At 63.3% G+C, this 15571-nt stretch carries 17 protein-coding genes; 9 read left to right on the plus strand and 8 right to left on the minus strand.

Translation table 11 applies throughout. The features are described from left to right. Positions 1–30: 30 nt before the first annotated feature. Positions 31–525 (plus strand): hypothetical protein, encoded by a 495-nt coding sequence (locus J7392_RS18560; protein ID WP_247744651.1) that lies wholly within the window; start codon positions 31–33, stop codon positions 523–525. Between the two features lie 43 nt (positions 526–568). Here J7392_RS18560 and J7392_RS18565 read toward each other — a convergent pair whose 3' ends face one another. The 5 genes from J7392_RS18565 to dusB form a co-directional block, all read right to left on the minus strand. Then, entirely contained in the window at positions 569–1981 is a 1413-nt protein-coding gene (locus J7392_RS18565) for a sigma-54 dependent transcriptional regulator (RefSeq protein WP_209218858.1), read from the minus strand. Continuing rightward, a complete protein-coding gene (locus tag J7392_RS18570; protein ID WP_209218859.1) occupies positions 1974–4229 on the minus strand; it encodes a PAS domain-containing sensor histidine kinase in 2256 nt (751 codons plus the stop codon). The genes J7392_RS18565 and J7392_RS18570 overlap by 8 nt, the downstream gene beginning before the upstream one ends. Positions 4230–4324: 95 nt before the next feature. Continuing rightward, a complete protein-coding gene (locus J7392_RS18575; protein ID WP_209218860.1) occupies positions 4325–5704 on the minus strand; it encodes a response regulator in 1380 nt (459 codons plus the stop codon). Between the two features lies 1 nt (position 5705). Beyond that, complete coding sequence (locus J7392_RS18580) at positions 5706–6791, minus strand: ATP-binding protein (protein WP_067264058.1); 1086 nt, start codon at positions 6789–6791, stop codon at positions 5706–5708. After that, entirely contained in the window at positions 6788–7780 is a 993-nt protein-coding gene (dusB, locus tag J7392_RS18585; protein ID WP_209218861.1) for a tRNA dihydrouridine synthase DusB, read from the minus strand. The genes J7392_RS18580 and dusB overlap by 4 nt, the downstream gene beginning before the upstream one ends. A 184-nt stretch (positions 7781–7964) precedes the next feature. Here dusB and J7392_RS18590 point away from each other — a divergent pair, with 184 nt between their 5' ends. The 3 genes from J7392_RS18590 to J7392_RS18600 are packed head-to-tail and all read left to right on the plus strand — an operon-like array spanning position 7965 to position 10057. Further along, entirely contained in the window at positions 7965–9095 is a 1131-nt protein-coding gene (locus J7392_RS18590) for a bifunctional 2-C-methyl-D-erythritol 4-phosphate cytidylyltransferase/2-C-methyl-D-erythritol 2,4-cyclodiphosphate synthase (protein WP_209218862.1), read from the plus strand. Then, a complete protein-coding gene (locus tag J7392_RS18595) occupies positions 9092–9583 on the plus strand; it encodes a phosphatidylglycerophosphatase A (RefSeq protein WP_209218863.1) in 492 nt (163 codons plus the stop codon). The genes J7392_RS18590 and J7392_RS18595 overlap by 4 nt, the downstream gene beginning before the upstream one ends. Beyond that, positions 9584–10057 (plus strand): CinA family protein, encoded by a 474-nt coding sequence (locus tag J7392_RS18600; RefSeq protein ID WP_209218864.1) that lies wholly within the window; start codon positions 9584–9586, stop codon positions 10055–10057. Here J7392_RS18600 and J7392_RS18605 read toward each other — a convergent pair. After that, positions 10054–10506, minus strand: coding sequence for a type II toxin-antitoxin system RatA family toxin (locus J7392_RS18605; protein ID WP_168613460.1), 453 nt, complete (start codon positions 10504–10506; stop codon positions 10054–10056). The genes J7392_RS18600 and J7392_RS18605 overlap by 4 nt on opposite strands. A 69-nt stretch (positions 10507–10575) precedes the next feature. Here J7392_RS18605 and hpt point away from each other — a divergent pair, with 69 nt between their 5' ends. From hpt to J7392_RS18625, 4 genes are all read left to right on the plus strand, one after another. Next, positions 10576–11112, plus strand: a complete 537-nt coding sequence (gene hpt / locus J7392_RS18610; RefSeq protein WP_067264049.1) for a hypoxanthine phosphoribosyltransferase — start codon at positions 10576–10578, stop codon at positions 11110–11112. Continuing rightward, complete coding sequence (locus J7392_RS18615; protein WP_209218865.1) at positions 11109–11285, plus strand: hypothetical protein; 177 nt, start codon at positions 11109–11111, stop codon at positions 11283–11285. Before hpt ends, J7392_RS18615 begins: the two co-directional genes overlap by 4 nt. A 92-nt stretch (positions 11286–11377) precedes the next feature. Further along, positions 11378–11857, plus strand: a complete 480-nt coding sequence (locus tag J7392_RS18620) for a cytochrome c (RefSeq protein ID WP_209218866.1) — start codon at positions 11378–11380, stop codon at positions 11855–11857. A 3-nt stretch (positions 11858–11860) separates the two neighbouring features. Next, a complete protein-coding gene (locus tag J7392_RS18625; RefSeq protein ID WP_209218867.1) occupies positions 11861–12748 on the plus strand; it encodes a cytochrome c in 888 nt (295 codons plus the stop codon). 20 nt (positions 12749–12768) lie between these two features. Here J7392_RS18625 and lipA read toward each other — a convergent pair whose 3' ends face one another. Next, positions 12769–13722, minus strand: a complete 954-nt coding sequence (lipA, locus tag J7392_RS18630; RefSeq protein ID WP_209218868.1) for a lipoyl synthase — start codon at positions 13720–13722, stop codon at positions 12769–12771. Positions 13723–13964: 242 nt separating this feature from the next. On the opposite strand from lipA, the gene J7392_RS18635 reads away from it, so the two are divergent. Continuing rightward, complete coding sequence (locus tag J7392_RS18635; protein ID WP_067266850.1) at positions 13965–14513, plus strand: peroxiredoxin; 549 nt, start codon at positions 13965–13967, stop codon at positions 14511–14513. An 81-nt stretch (positions 14514–14594) separates the two neighbouring features. On the opposite strand, the gene J7392_RS18640 is transcribed toward J7392_RS18635, so the two are convergent. Then, positions 14595–15512: a hydrogen peroxide-inducible genes activator gene (locus J7392_RS18640; protein ID WP_209218869.1), complete on the minus strand. Its 918-nt coding sequence runs from the start codon at positions 15510–15512 to the stop codon at positions 14595–14597. Positions 15513–15571 lie beyond the last annotated feature (59 nt).

Genomic DNA, 15571 nt, shown 5'->3' on the forward strand with positions numbered 1-15571 from the left:
TTTGCCCCGCAACGGCGGCATGATGGGGCCATGAAACCGATATTCCCTCGCCCCTCCCGCGCCGCTTTCGCCTTGACCTTTGTCGGCTTGGCGGCGGCGGCCTGTGCGCCGCTCAACACCTATTACAAACCGGGCGCGAGTGTCGCGCAGGTCAATCGCACCACCACCGCTTGCGAGGTTCAGGCCCTGCGCGACGTGCCGATCTCCACGCAGATCCGCCGCGAACCGCCGCGCTATGTGCCCGCGCGGCGCCACTGCGATGCCGATAACAATTGCACCACACGGGGCGGTTTTTACGTGCCGGGGGAATTGGTGACCTTTGACCCGAACGAAGACCTGCGCAACCGGGTCGAGGCGCAATGTATGGCCGACAAAGGTTTCGCGCCCGTGTCGATCCCCGCCTGCCCCCGCAATGTGGCCCGCGCCGCACCGACGCGCGCGACGACCACGCTGCCCGCGCTCAACCCCAAATCCTGCGTGATCCGCAACAGCGATGGGTCGTTCCAGATCGTCACCCAAGGGTGAAGCAAGCGCGCGCGGGGCAGCCCCCGCGCGCGACCGGCGGGGTTTAACCCGCCGCTTCGACTTCCTCGTCCACATGGGCCACGCGCACGCCCGCTTTGGCCGAGGTCACGACGCCAAGCGATTTCAGCTTGCGGTGCAGGGCGCTGCGCTCCATCCCCACGAAATTCGCGGTGCGGCTGATGTTGCCGCCGAAACGGTTGATCTGGGTCAGCAGATACTCCCGCTCAAACGCCTCGCGCGCTTCGCGTAGCGGCAGCGTCGCCAAGGCACCCGAGAGCACCACGCGCCCCTCATCGCTGCCATTCTCTTCTTCGCCCGGCAGTTCCCGCGCTTCGATTGGGCCGGTGCCATCGCCAAGGATCAGCACCCGTTCGACAAGGTTCTTGAGCTGGCGCACGTTACCGGGCCAGACCATCGTCTGCATCAGCGCCACGGCGTCTTCGGTCAGCGCGCGTTGCGGCAACCCTTGGGAGGCGTTGAATTCGGCGATGAAATGTTCGGCCAGCAGCGGGATATCCTCGCGGCGTTCTTCAAGCGAGGGCACGGCGATCGGCACGACGTTCAGACGGTGATAGAGTTCCTGCCGGAAAGTATCTGCCTTGATCGCCTGATCCAGATCGCGGTTCGTCGAAGAGATCACCCGCAGATCGACGCGAACCTTATCCGTCCCGCCAACGCGGGTGAATTGTTGATCGACCAGCACCCGCAGGATCTTGGACTGGGTGCCAAGCGGCATGTCCGCGACCTCATCAAAGTAGATCACCCCGCCGTGGGCCTGCTCCAGCAACCCCGGCTCGACCCCGCGGTCCGGCGTCTCGCGGCCAAAAAGCACCTCTTCCATCCGGTCTGGGGCCACCCCGGCGCAGTTGACGGTGACGAAGGGTGCGGAGGCGCGGGCGGAATGGGCGTGAATATAGCGGGCGGCCACTTCCTTGCCCGATCCGGCGGGGCCGGTCAGCATCACGCGGCCATTCGATTTGGTCACCTTATCAAGTTGGCCCAGCAGAGCACGATAGGGCGCGGAGGTGCCGATCATCTCGGAGGTCGCCACATCGCGGCGCTTGAGGTTCTGGTTCTCCCGGCGCAGACGCGAGGTCTCCATCGCGCGGCGGATCACCACCAGCAACTGATCGATGTTGAACGGCTTTTCAATAAAATCGTAAGCGCCCTGTTTGATGGCCGCCACGGCAATCTCGATATTGCCATGGCCGGAGATGATCACCACCGGCACATCCGGGTTGTCGCGTTTGACCGTCTTGAGGATGTCGATCCCGTCCATGCGGCTGTCTTTCAACCAGATATCGAGGATGATCAGCGCCGGTGCCTCGGTGTTGATCTCGGCCATCGTCTCATCCGAATTGCTGGCCAACCGCGTGGCAAAGCCCTCATCCTCAAGGATGTCCGAGATCAACTCGCGGATATCGCGTTCGTCGTCTACAATCAGAATGTCACTCATCTGCCTTATCCCCTTGGTCTGTCGTTGCGTCGATGGCCAAGGGCAGTGAAATGACTGCCATGGCACCGTGATGGTTTTGCCCGTCGAATGCGGGCGCGGTTTCGAGCGTCAGGCTGCCGCCGTGTTCCTCGATAATCTTTTTGACGATCGGCAGGCCCAACCCCGTGCCTTCGCTGCGCGTGGTCACATAGGGCTCGAACAGCCGGGCGCGGTCTTCGGGCAGGCCGATGCCATTGTCGGCAATGGTCAACCGCAAGAGCCGATTTTCGGGCGTCAGGACCACGCGAATTTGCGGCTCATGCCCCTCGGGCGTGCCTTCTTTCTTCAGGCTTTCAATGGCTTCGCCCGCGTTCTTTATCAGGTTGGTCAGCGCCTGCGAGATCATCGTGCCGTCGATATTGGCCATGATCGGCTCTGCGGGCAGGTCGAGTTTGATCGCCACCTCTTCCTGACGGCTTTGCTGAAGCAGCACCGCGTCGCGCAGCAACTGCCGGATGTCCTGACGGCTGGTTTCCGGCTCCGGCATCCGCGCGAATTTCGAGAATTCGTCGACGATGCGCCGCAGGTCGCCCGTCTGGCGGATGATCACGCCTGTCATCTGCTCCAGCGCGTCATCATCGCCCTCGGCCATCTTGGGGCCGAACTTGCGGCGAATGCGCTCGGCACTCAGCTGGATGGGCGTCAGCGGGTTCTTGATCTCATGCGCGATGCGGCGGGCCACATCGCCCCATGCGGCCATACGCTGCGCCGAGACCAGATCGGTCACATCGTCAAAGGCCACCACATAGCCCTCAAGATCGCCATCCTTGGACCGCCGGGTCGCCATGCGGACCAAGAGGTTCTCCATCGCCCCTTGGCGCGAGACCTTGACCTCGGCCTGCGCCACCTCGTCCGAGGCGGCCTTGACCGTCTCAAACAGCGGCCCGAACTCCGGCACAGCAAGGGTCAGCGGCAGGCTTTGCTGATCTTCCGACCAATCCAGCAGCCGCATGGCCGAGCGGTTCACGAAGGTCACGCGCCCCTCGGGGTCGAGCCCCACCACGCCGGAGGTCACCGAGCTTAGCACGGAATCGAACAACCGGCGGCGACGCTCGATTTGGTCGGTGTTCTCCAACAGCGTCTCGCGCTGGCCCTTCAACTGCCGGGTCATCTGGTTGAAGTAACGGCCCAGCATGGCGATCTCGTCATCGCCCTCTTCTTCGCGGACCTGTACGTTCAAATCACCCGCGCCCACCTGCTGCGCGGCCCCCGTGAGCCGCCCGACCGGGCCGGAAAGCCGCTCGGCAAACCACAGGCCCAGCCAAACGGCGGCCAAAATGAGGATTACCGCAAAGCCCAGATAAACAAGGGCGAATTCGAACAGCAGCCGCCCGCGTTCGGATTCAAGCTGTTGGTAGAGGCGCACCGTTTCCTTGGTTTCATCCAGCAGGGCGAGAATTTCACCATCCACCGCACGGGAGACATAGAGAAAACGATCGACATAGGCGTCCATCGGCACCAGCGCGCGAAATTCATTGTTGGGCCAGTCCTCGATGACCAAAAGCCCCTCTTCGCTGGCGGTTTCCAGCTGCGCCTCGGTGGGGGCCTCGAAATCAAAGAGATAGGACCGATCCCCCCGCGCGCGGATTTGCGCGGTGCTGTCGATCAGAAAGGCTTCGCGCAGGCCCCGTTGGATTTGCCGCTGGCCCTCGCCCAAAAGCTCACTGTCGCTCAGGTTAATGCCCTGTGCGCGGGCGCTGTCGATGCTGCGGGCAAGGGTCTGCGCGTCCAATATCAGAGCCTCGCGCTGCTCGGCCTCATAGGCTTCGGCCGCCGCGAGCGACGAGCCGACCACGCCGCTGACCCGGTCAGAGAACCACCCCTCGAGCCCGACGTTCACCGTGAGCCCTGCAAAAATCGCCACTGTGACGGTTGGGATTAGCGCCATCAGGGCAAAAACGCCCGTCAACCGCAGGTGCAAGCGCGACCCCGCCGATTTGGCGCGCCGCGCCGAGATCAGCCGCCCGACTTGGATCAGCACCAGCGCCGCCACCAGCAGCACATAGACAAGGTCGGACAAGAGAATGAGCCGCAGGTTGAGCGTATCCGCCCCCTGCCCTAGCGGCCCAAGCGCCAGGTAGGTCGCCAGCGCCAAGACCGGCCCCAGCACCACCAGCCCGAAGGTGGACCAATTGCGCAGCCGCTTGACCCGCCTGAGACGCCCCAACCGCTCGAGCTTGAACCTGCGTGACCGGGTTGCCACCCGCATACCTCACCGATGTTGTGATGCATCGCTGCATCAACCGCCATATTATGTGGTCCTGAACGGGGGAGTTCCCCGATGGCCACTGTTATGTGGCTCTTTTACATCATCTTGCGGCCCCGTGTCACCTCAATATCGAGGTCGGTGATCTTCTTACGCAAAGTATTTCGGTTAATTCCCAGCAAAGCGGCACATTTAGCTTGGTTCCCTGCCGTCGCGGCAAGGGCAATTTCAATCATCGGCAGTTCAACCTCACGCAGAATCCGCGCGTAGAGACCCGGCGGCGGCAGCATAGAGCCGTGCAAGTCAAAGTAGCGTTGCAAATGCCGCTCGACCGAGGCGCCCAGCCGTTCGGTATCCGCCTCGGTCTGCATCGGTGCCGGACCGCTTTGCGCGCCCAGCAGTTGCTCGGCCTCGCTGGCCGTGATCTCGGCCGCTTGACTGGCCAGCGCGAGTTGCCGCATCGCATGTTCCAATTGGCGCACATTGCCGGGCCATGGGAATTTCAGCAAGATTTGCGCAGCTTTGTCCGACAGCTTGCGCGGCGAGGCAGGGCCGGGATTGGCGCGGGCCAGAAAATGGTCCGCCAGAAGCGGGATGTCTTCGACCCGATCTCGGAGGGCGGGCACTTCGAGGGTTGCCCCAGACAGACGGTAATAGAGATCGCGGCGCAGCTTGCCCTCTTGCATCGCGGCATCCAGATCGCTTTGACTGGTGGCCATGAAGCGCGGCGCGTCATCGCCCGGCGCGTCCATCATCCGCACCAGACGGGCTTGGATATCCTGCGGGAAATCCGCGATCTCGTCGATCATCAGAGTGCCGCCGCCGACCCGCGCCAGCACCCGCGAGGGGCCTTCGATATCCGCAAGATCGGCGTCCGTCACGGTCACGAACGGCAGGCTGCGGCGATCAGAGAAGTCGTGAATCGCCCGCGCGATCAGTGACTTGCCCGAACCACTCTCACCCCAGATCAGCACCGGCAGGTCGGTGTTCATCACCCGCGCCACGGTGCGGTAGAGCGCCTGCATGACCGGGGTGCGGCCAATCATCGGCAGATCATCACGCTCCGCGTCGATCTCGGCACTATCATCGGCGGCGGCTTTACGGCTAAGCGTGGTGCGCTGTTCCAAGGCGCGCGCCGTGCGTTTCATCAGGTCCGGCAAGTCGAAGGGTTTGGGCAGATAGTCAAAGGCTTCGGCCTCTGCCGCCTTGATCGCGGTCATGATGGTGTTCTGCGCCGAGATCACGATCACCGGCAAGCCGGGTCGGTCCTCCGCGATTTTCGGGAGCATTTCCAATCCGTTGCCATCCGGCATGACCACGTCAGATATCACCGCGTCGCCCTTGCCCTCGCTGACCCATCGCATCAGGGTGGTCAGGCTTGAAGTGGCATGAACCTTGCAGCCCGCGCGGGTCAGCGCTTGGGTCAGAACGGTGCGGATCGTGCGGTCGTCATCGGCGACGAGGATGGTGCCATCCATGTCAATTCTCCTTGAGGGCAGCGGCGCCTGCGCGCGGCAGCGAAATGCGGAATGCGGTTCGACCGGGGGCGGAACTGACTGAAATCCAGCCTCCGTGGTCTGAAATGATTTTGCTCACCAAGGCGAGGCCCAGCCCCGTGCCATTCTCCCGGCCCGAGACGAAGGGATCGAAAACATCAGCGCGGATATGATCCGGCAGGCCGGGGCCATCGTCGATCACTTCGATCTGGAGGGGCAGCGGTTGGCCATCCCCATCGGCACGGCGCAGTTGGAAGCCGTGTTCATAGAAACTGCGCAGCCGGATGGTGCCCCCCGCCTCGCCCGCTGCCTCAGCCGCGTTGCGAATGAGGTTGAGCAAGACCTGCAAAAGCTGGTCCTTGTCGCCAAGCGCGGGCGGCAGCGAGGGGTCATAATCCTCGGTGATTTTCATGTGCGAGCCGAAGCCCAGCAAGGCCGATCGGCGCGCGCGGTCCAACACGTCATGCAGGTTCACGGGCTTGCGCTCAGGCGCGGTCAGATTGCCGAATTGTTCGACCTGCTCTAGCAGTTTCACGATGCGGCGGCTTTCGGCGACGATCAGATCGGTCAGTTCCAGATCATTCTTGGACAGGTTCATCGACAAGAGCTGCGCCGCGCCGGTGATCCCGGCGAGCGGATTCTTGATCTCATGGGCCAGCATCTCGGCCATGCCGATGGCGGATTTGGCGGCGGATTTCACGCTGTGATCTTGGGTGATGCGCCCGGCCAATTCGCGCGGCGTGATCATCAAAACCATCTCGCCTGCGCCGCCCACAAGCGGGGCGATCTGCAAGCCACATTGCAAAGGCGCGCGCTGCATCGCGCCCACATCCACGTCATTGACGAAAAGTGGCGTGCCTTGCAGCCGCGCACGGGCGAATGCAGCCTCAAGCGGGTGATCCACCGCGATCAGCTGCCAGATCGATTGGCCGATGGTGGCGCGGGCGGAGGCATTGAGGAAGCCTTCGGCTGAGGGATTCAGATCGACGACCCGGTCATCGGCACCGACGATGAAGGCAGGCACCGGCAGAGAGGTCCAAACCTGCCGCTCCGGGGTCTCGCTTCTCATGCTGCGGCCCGGGGTTGAGCGGTGGCGGCGTCATATTGCATGGCCTCCGCGATGAGATCGAAAGTGGTTTTCACCTCGCGCGCCGTGAGCAGCGCACGGCGCAGATCGGCAGGGGTGGCGCAGTGATCCATATACCAGCCAAGATGTTTGCGCGCGACCTTGGCACCCAGTTCGGCCCCGTAGAAACGCAGCATCTCGTCGTAATGTTCGGCCACCATCTCGGCCATTGCCTGCCCCTGCGGGATCATCGGCTTGGGCCGTCCGTGCAGATCATGGGCGATTTGCGCCAGCAGCCACGGCCTTCCTTGCGCACCGCGGCCCACCATCACACCGTCCGCCCCCGACAGCCGCAGCGCCGTGCGCGCGGAGTCACTGTCGATGATGTCGCCATTGGCGATGACGGGAACATTCACGGCCTCTTTCACCGCGCGGATCGCGGCCCAATCGGCGCGGCCCTTGTAGAACTGACAGCGCGTGCGCCCGTGGATGGTGATCATCTGCACGCCCACCTCCTCGGCACGTTTGGCGATCGGGGCGGCGTTGAGCATATTGTCGTCCCAGCCGAGCCGGGTTTTCAGTGTCACCGGCACCTTGACCGCGCCGACCACGGCTTCGATCAGCCGCAGCGCGTGATCGGGGGTCTTCATCAGTGCCGAGCCGGAGGCGCCCTGCGTCACCTTCTTGGCCGGGCAGCCCATATTAATGTCGATAATCCGGGCGCCCATCGCCTCAACCATGCGGGCGGCTTCGGCCATCGGTTCGGCCTCGCGCCCGGCAAGCTGAACGGAGGTGCCGATGACATCCAGCCCCAGCTCCGCTTTCGCCCGCGTGCCGGGGCGGCGGCTGAGCAACTCCTGACTGGCGACCATCTCGGACACGACCAATCCGGCCCCGAATCGCGCCACGAGGCTGCGATAGGGCAGATCGGTGATCCCGGCCATCGGGGCGAGGAATACCGGCGGGTCGAATGTCAGGGGGTCGGCGGTCACATGCTTAATCCTTGTGCGGTCCCTTGCTGTGTAGCTCTGCCACGGGGTGACCTCAATAAAACTACCCTGAAAAGCAGCTATGCGCCGAGGCACTGCCCATTTTTTAGGCAGCCACCCCAGATTGCACCCCGCCGCCGCATTGCCTAGACAGGGCCATGTTCGCCAGCTTTTCCGGATTGCCCAAATGAGTATCGCAGCTCTGATCGTTGCCGCAGGACGCGGCAGCCGCGCCGGCGGTCCGCAGCCGAAGCAATGGCAGGCGCTGGCAGGGGCGCGGGTGATCGACCACACGCTCGCCGTCTTTCGCGCCCTGCCCCAGATCACCGAGATCGTGCTGGTGTTGAACGCGGACGACATGGATCAGGCAGCGGCATTCACGGCGGACGGCATCACCGTGACCACCGGCGGGGCGGACCGCGCGGCCTCGGTCCAACGCGGGCTTGCGGCGATCCGGCAGGCGACGAAGGTGCTGATCCATGACGCCGCGCGGCCCTGTGTTTCGGCTCAGATCATCTCAGGCGTGATCGACGCGCTTAACCAACATCAAGCCGCCGCGCCGGGGCTGCCGGTGAGTGACGCGCTTTGGCAGGGGCACGAAGGCCGCGTCACCGGCACCCAAGACCGCAGCGCCCTTTTCGCCGCGCAGACGCCGCAGGGCTTTGACCTCGCCGCGATCCGTGCGGCGCATGCGTCTTATGACGGCCAAGCGGCGGATGACGTCGAAGTCGCCCGCGCCGCTGGCCTGACCGTTGCCATCACCCAAGGCAGCGCCGATAACCTGAAAATCACCCGGCCCGAGGATTTCGCCCGCGCCGCCCGCATATTGGAGACCCGCATGGACATTCGCACCGGCAACGGATTTGACGTGCACGCCTTCGGCCCCGGAGACCACGTGACCCTCTGCGGCCTCGACATTCCGCACACCCACGGGCTGGTCGGCCATTCCGACGCCGATGTGGCGCTGCATACGGTGACCGATGCGATCTACGGCGCGCTGGCGCGCGGCGACATCGGCCAGCACTTCCCGCCAAGCGATCCGCAGTGGAAGGGCGCGCGCAGCGATATCTTTCTGCGCCATGCCGCGCAGATGGCCCGCGATATGGGCTTCACCCTCACCCATGTCGATTGCACGCTCATCTGCGAGACCCCCAAGATCGGCCCGCATGTGCAGCCGATGCGCGCCGCGATGGCCGAGATGCTGGGGATCGAGATCGACCGCGTATCCGTTAAAGCGACCACAAGCGAGCGCCTCGGCTTTACCGGGCGCGGCGAAGGCATTGCCTGTATGGCCACAGCAACATTGGTGAAAACATGACCCCAGCCCATCTGATCGCGACGCTTCTGGGCGTCGGCCACATCCGCCCCGCGCCTGGCACTTGGGGGTCGCTCATCGCCCTGCCCTATGCGTGGCTGTTGCATGTGCTCGGCGGCTTTCCCCTGCTGGTGATCGGGATACTCGTGGCGATCCCTTTGGGCTGGTGGGCCACTGCGCGCTACACGGCGGGCGGGCCGGATCATGACCCCGGAGAGGTCGTGATCGACGAGTTGGTTGGCCAGTGGATCGCGCTTTTGCCGCTCTCTTACGCTGCGTGGTCGATGCAGATCCCGATCCTTGCCATGTGGCCCGGTTGGATCGCTGCCTTTGCGCTGTTCCGGCTTTTTGACATCACCAAGCCGCTGATCATCGGCTGGGCTGACCGTCAGGGCGGGCCGTGGGGCGTGATGCTGGATGATATCTTTGCCGGGATTTTCGCAGCACTTGGCGTCATGGCGCTGGCGGCGCTGTATCACGGGGTCCTGTAAATGACCCTTGCCGCGCAACTGCTGGAAAAGGCGCGCGAAACCGGCGCGATGGTTGCCTGTGCGGAGAGTTGCACGGGCGGAATGCTGGCCGCGGCACTGACCGATCTGCCGGGCTCATCGGCTCTGTTGGACCGCGGCTTTGTCACCTATACCAATGCCGCGAAAATGGCGATGTTGGGCGTCTCGGAGGAGGCGCTGGCGGATTGGGGCGCGGTGTCTGAACAGGTGGCCAGAGAGATGGCCGCGGGCGCGTTGGAACGGTCAGAGGCGCAGATCGCCGTGTCGATCACAGGCATCGCGGGTCCGGGCGGGTCGGAACACAAGCCCGAAGGCCGCGTCTGTTTTGGCCTGGCCACGGCAGCCGGGGTTCAGACCGAAACGGTGGAGTTCGGCGCGCAGGGCCGTGATGCCGTGCGCTTGGCCGCCCGCGACCACGCGCTCGGCCTTTTGCTGCAAGGCTTCGCGGCGCTTTAACCCTTGGGGCCGTAAAGCTCTTTCGCGCGGTTCTCGAAGGCGCGCACGATACGCTGCATCGCCTCATTGAAAACCACGCCGATGACCTTTTGCAGGATGGCGTTGCGAAATTCGAAATCGACGAAGAAATGCACCTGACAGCCTTCGAGGTTATCCTCGAAATGCCAGTTTGATTTCATATACTTGAAGGGCCCGTCGAGGTATTCCGTATCGATCTTCTTGGCCTCGGGCCACAGCACGACGCGGCTTGTGAACCGCTCCCGAAAGACTTTGAACGAGATCACCAGATCGGCATCCATCACCCGATGATCGCCGCGGTCCTCGTCGCTGCGGATGCGCGCGGCGGCGGTCCAAGGCAGGAATTCAGGGTAGCGGCCCACATCGGCGACAAGATCATACATCTGTTGCGCGCTATAGGGCAGTTGGCGGGTCTCTGAGTGCGTAGGCATTGCGTTCCGTAGCGTTGCGGGTTAACCCCCTATTTCACGTCTCAACCCCGCAGATTCAAGGGCAAAACCATGGCACACGGGCCTTATGTCATCGACGAAATGATCTCGGCCAAGGCCATCGCGGCGCGGATCGAAGATCTTTGCCGTGAGATTCACGGTGAATTCAACGGCACCGATAAATTGGTCGTGGTCGGCCTGCTGCGCGGCTCTTTCGTCTTTATCGCCGATCTGGTGCGTGAGTTGGACCTGCCGATCGAAGTCGATTTCCTCGAAGCCTCCAGCTATGGCGACGGCATGGAAAGCAGCCGAGAGGTGCGCATTCTCAAAGACTTGCGCGGTGCCATCGAAGGGCGCGACGTGCTGGTCGTCGAAGATATCGTCGATACTGGCCACACGCTGCATCATGTCACCAACCTGCTGCGCTCGCGTGAGCCTGCGCGGTTGAAGTCCATCGCCCTGCTCGACAAACCCACCCGGCGTGAGGTCGACCTCAAGGCGGATTGGACCGGCTTTGAAATCCCCGATGAATTCGTTGTGGGCTATGGCATCGACTTTGCCCAACGCGACCGCAACCTGCCCTTCATCGGGAAAGTCCGCTTTACGTGATGGACCCGCGGTGGCTGCTGCGCATGTCTCAATGGGCGCGCAATCCACCTTCGGGCAAACGGGTGATCTTGATCTTTGCGATCATCGCTGCGGCCTTGGCCGTGGGGCTTGTCGAATGGCTGGGCTATTGGCCTGACTGGGCCACGGCCGAACGTATCCCCCGCCGGTTCTGACCCCGCCCACAGTCTTATCCCGCTGATCACATTTTTGTTTTTTGCGACCTGCCCTTGCCATGTTACGCTGCGGCAAGAAAAGGGAGATGACCATGCATTTGACCAAAAGCATTACCGCCATTGGTATCAGCGCCGCCTTGATTGCCACCGCAGGCTTCGCCGCCAGCCATAGTGAGAAAGCCGCCAGTGCGGCGGTGAACGCGCGCCATGCGCAGATGCAACTGATCGCCTATCATACCGGCATTCTGGGCGGCATGGCCAAGGGCGAGACGGAGTATAACGCCGAGATGGCCACCGCCGCCGCGACCAATCTGAACGCCGCCGCCGGTTTCGCGCCGGGCACCCTCTGGCTTGAAGGGACCGAGCAAGGCGCTGTAGAAGGTTCCCGCGCCAAGGCCGAAATCTGGAGCGATGCCGAAGGGTTCAACGAAGCGCTGATGGCGCTGGAAACCGCCAGCGCGGATATGATCGAGGCCGCGGGCACCGATCTGGATGCGCTGAGGGCGGGCATGAGCGCAATCGGCAAGGCTTGCGGCGCTTGCCATGACGATTACCGCGGCCCCAAGAACTGATCCTTGCGACGGGTCATTCCTATACTGCTGGGCTGTGCCGCTCTCGGCGCGGCCCTTGGCTGGGCGCTCACCCGGCCCGATCCGCTTGAGCCATCCTATGGTGCCGGGCTGACACCGGACCCAGAGGCGGGCGCGCTGGTCTTTGCCGCCGGTGGCTGCGTTTCCTGCCACGCTGCGCCCGAAAGTGAGGAGGATGAGCAGCTGGTGCTGGCCGGGGGGCTGCCCTTCGCCAGTGATTTCGGCACCTTCTACGCGCCCAATATCTCCCCCGATCCAGATCATGGCATCGGCGACTGGACCCTGCAGGAGTTCGCCCGTGCCGTGACGCGCGGCGTCTCGCCCGAGGGGCAGCATTATTACCCCGCCTTTCCATACACCGCCTACCAACACCTCGCCCCGCAGGATGTGGTGGACCTTTTTGCCTACATGCAGACCTTGCCCGCCTCGGATACGCCGAGCCTGCCGCATGAGGTGGGGTTCCCCTTCAACATCCGTCGCGGGCTTGGCGCATGGAAGGCGCTGTTTTCACATGATGATTTCGTGATGAGCGAGGCGCCCGATGCTGAGGTCGAACGCGGGCGCTATCTGGTCGAGGGGCTTGCCCATTGCGGCGAATGCCACACGCCGCGCAATGCTTTGGGCGCGCTTGACCGGGGCGCTTGGCTGACCGGCGCGCCGAACCCTTCGGGCAAAGGGCGTATTCCCGGCATCACACCGGATCAGCTTGATTGGTCCAAACCCGATCTCGTGGCCTATTTCACCTCCGGCTTCACGCCGGAATACGACAGCGCGGGCGGTGAGATGGCCGAGGTGGTCAGCAACCTCGCGCAGCTCCCCGAAAGCGACCGCGAAGCGATTGCGGCCTACCTTAAAGCCCTGCCCGGCGGTTAACGCCGGGCGCGTCTTTTCGATCAGGCGATACCCAGCTTGCGGTTCCGCGCCTCGCGCAGCCGCGCGAAATCGTCGCCCGCGTGGTAGCTTGACCGCGTCAGCGGCGTGGCCGATACCATGAGGAAGCCCTTGCCGTAGGCCGCCTTTTCATAAGAGGTGAACTCTTCGGGGGTGACGAAACGGTCCAGCGCATGGTGCTTGGGTGTCGGCTGTAGGTACTGGCCGATGGTCAGGAAATCGATGTCGGCGGCGCGCATGTCTTCCATGACCTGAATGACCGCTTGGCGGTCTTCGCCCAAGCCCACCATGATGCCCGATTTTGTGAACATCGACGGATCCAGCTCCTTGACCCGCTGAAGCAGGCGGAGGGAGTGGAAGTAGCGCGCGCCGGGGCGTACTTCCGGGTAGAGGCCCGGCACGGTTTCAAGGTTGTGGTTGAACACATCCGGGCGCGCTTCGACAACCTTTTCAAGGGCTTCGGGGCCGCAGCGGATAAAATCCGGTGTCAGGATTTCGATCGTCGTGTCGGGGCTGCGGTGGCGCACGGCGCGGATCGTCTGGGCGAAATGTTCGGCCCCACCGTCTTCGATATCGTCGCGGTCAACGCTCGTGATGACCACATGGTTCAACCCCAGTTTGGCGACCGCATCGGCCACGCGGCCCGGCTCGAACACGTCCAACGCCTCGGGCGGCTTGCCAGTGGCGATGTTGCAGAAAGTACAGGCGCGGGTACAGACCTCGCCCATGATCATCATCGTGGCGTGGCCCTGAGACCAGCATTCACCGACATTGGGGCAGCCCGCCTCTTCGCAGACCGTGGTCAGCTTGTTGTCGCGCATGATCCGCGCGGTTTCGGCATAGCCTTTGCCGCCGGGCGCTTTGACCCTGATCCAGCTCGGCTTTTTCGGCTGGACGTTGTCGGGCTTGCGCGCCTTTTCGGGGTGGCGCTGTTCGGGTATCTTCAGATCGCGCATCGGGGGCCTCTGATCATTGTGTCGCGCTATGTTTATCACAGTCCTTAACCCGATGGCCACCTACTGCATACGCCCCCGCGACAAGGCTGCCATGCACAGGCGGCATCGCCCTAGATCGTTGATTTAGCGCATTGATATGTAACTGAAAAATTACAATGCAGTTGCAGCATTGCGAGAGTTGCCGAGGCTTCCTATATGGGCTACCAAGCCACAAAGATTCCAATCCGAGAAAGAGAGACGCGATGAAACCCGGTATCAATGTCCCCAACGTCACCTTCAAGACGCGCGTGCGCGACGAAAGCATCGAAGGGTCCAACCCCTTCCGCTGGGAAGACAAGACCAGCGATGATTTCTTCAAAGGCAAGCGCGTTGTGCTGTTCTCCCTCCCCGGTGCCTTTACCCCGACCTGCAGCACCTACCAGCTGCCCGGCTTCGAGAACAATTTTGCCGCTTTCCAAGAGCATGGCATCGACGCGATCTATTGCCTGTCGGTCAACGACAGCTTTGTCATGAACAAATGGAAAGAGATGCAGGGCGTCCAGAACATCGACGTGATCCCTGACGGTTCGGGCGAATTCACCCGCCGCATGGGCATGCTGGTCGCCAAAGACAACCTTGGCTTCGGCCCGCGCAGCTGGCGCTATGCGGCGATCATCAACGATGGTCAGATCGAAGCATGGTTCGAAGAGCCCGGCATCCGTGACAACCACGACGAAGACCCCTACGGCGTTTCCAGCCCTGAGACCCTGCTGGAATACCTCGAGAACCAAAAGCAAACCGAAGCGGCCTAAGCGCCCTTTGCATGACCTGATCGGGCCATTCGGCCCGGTCCTTGTGACCCACGCCCTTTGACCCGACAGGCCCCACCGCGCCTAGTATTTCGCGCGCAGTTCTCCGGTCAGCCCCTCCCCCACTTCCTTCAGCGTCTCGGCCAATTGCGCCGCCCAACCGCTGCCCGGCGTGCCCGCCCGGCGGACGAGCCCGATTTGCCGCGCAGGCTCCGGCGCGCCGAAACGGTGCAGGCGCAGCCCCGGTGCGGCATCAAGCTCGGTCTTGGCGGCGATTTCGGGCATCAGGGTCATACCAAAGCCCGCCTCCACCAGCCGCGACAGCGTGGCGAGGGAGGACGCCCCGGTGTGAATGCCCGCCTGCGTGCGGTCGCGCTGGCAAACCTCCAGCGCCTGATCGGTGAGGCAGTGGCCGTCCTCCAGCAACATCAGCGGCGTGCGGGCCAGATCGGTCGGGCGGGCGACATCCGCCCCCGCCATCCGGTCGGCCGACCCCGCCAGCAGAAAGCGATCCTCGAAAAGCGGCACCTCGGCCAGGCCCGTTTCGCCCGAGGGCACCGCCATCACCGCCGCATCCAGCGCCCCGGCGCGCAGATCGGCCAGCAATTGATCCGTCTGCGCCTCGCGCACCTCGACCCGAAGCGAGATATCCTGCGCGCGCAGCGCGGCCAGCACCCCCGGCAACAGATAGGGCGCCACGGTCGGGATTAGTCCGAGATTCAACGTGCCCGCCAGCCCCACCTGCTCCCGCGCCGTGGCCTCCAATAGCTTGGCGCGGCGCAGGATATCCTCGGCACGGGTCAGCACCTCGCGGCCCAAGGGCGTGAGCACCGAAGCGCGGCTCTGCCGCTCGATCAGCCGCCCGCCGAGCGTTTCCTCCAAAGTGCGGATCTGCACCGAGAGCGCAGGCTGGGAGATATTGCTCGCCTCCGCCGCCCGCCCGAAGTTGCCCAAGGTCGCCAACGCGCGAAAGTATTCGAGTTGTTTCAGGGTAAAGTTCATAACTTTTACCTATCGCAATTTTATAAAACTGCAATTGGAAATTATGGGCGGAATCGATC

This window comes from Sulfitobacter sp. R18_1, assembly GCF_017743915.1.
In the GTDB taxonomy this organism is placed as follows: Bacteria; Pseudomonadota; Alphaproteobacteria; order Rhodobacterales; family Rhodobacteraceae; genus Sulfitobacter; species Sulfitobacter faviae.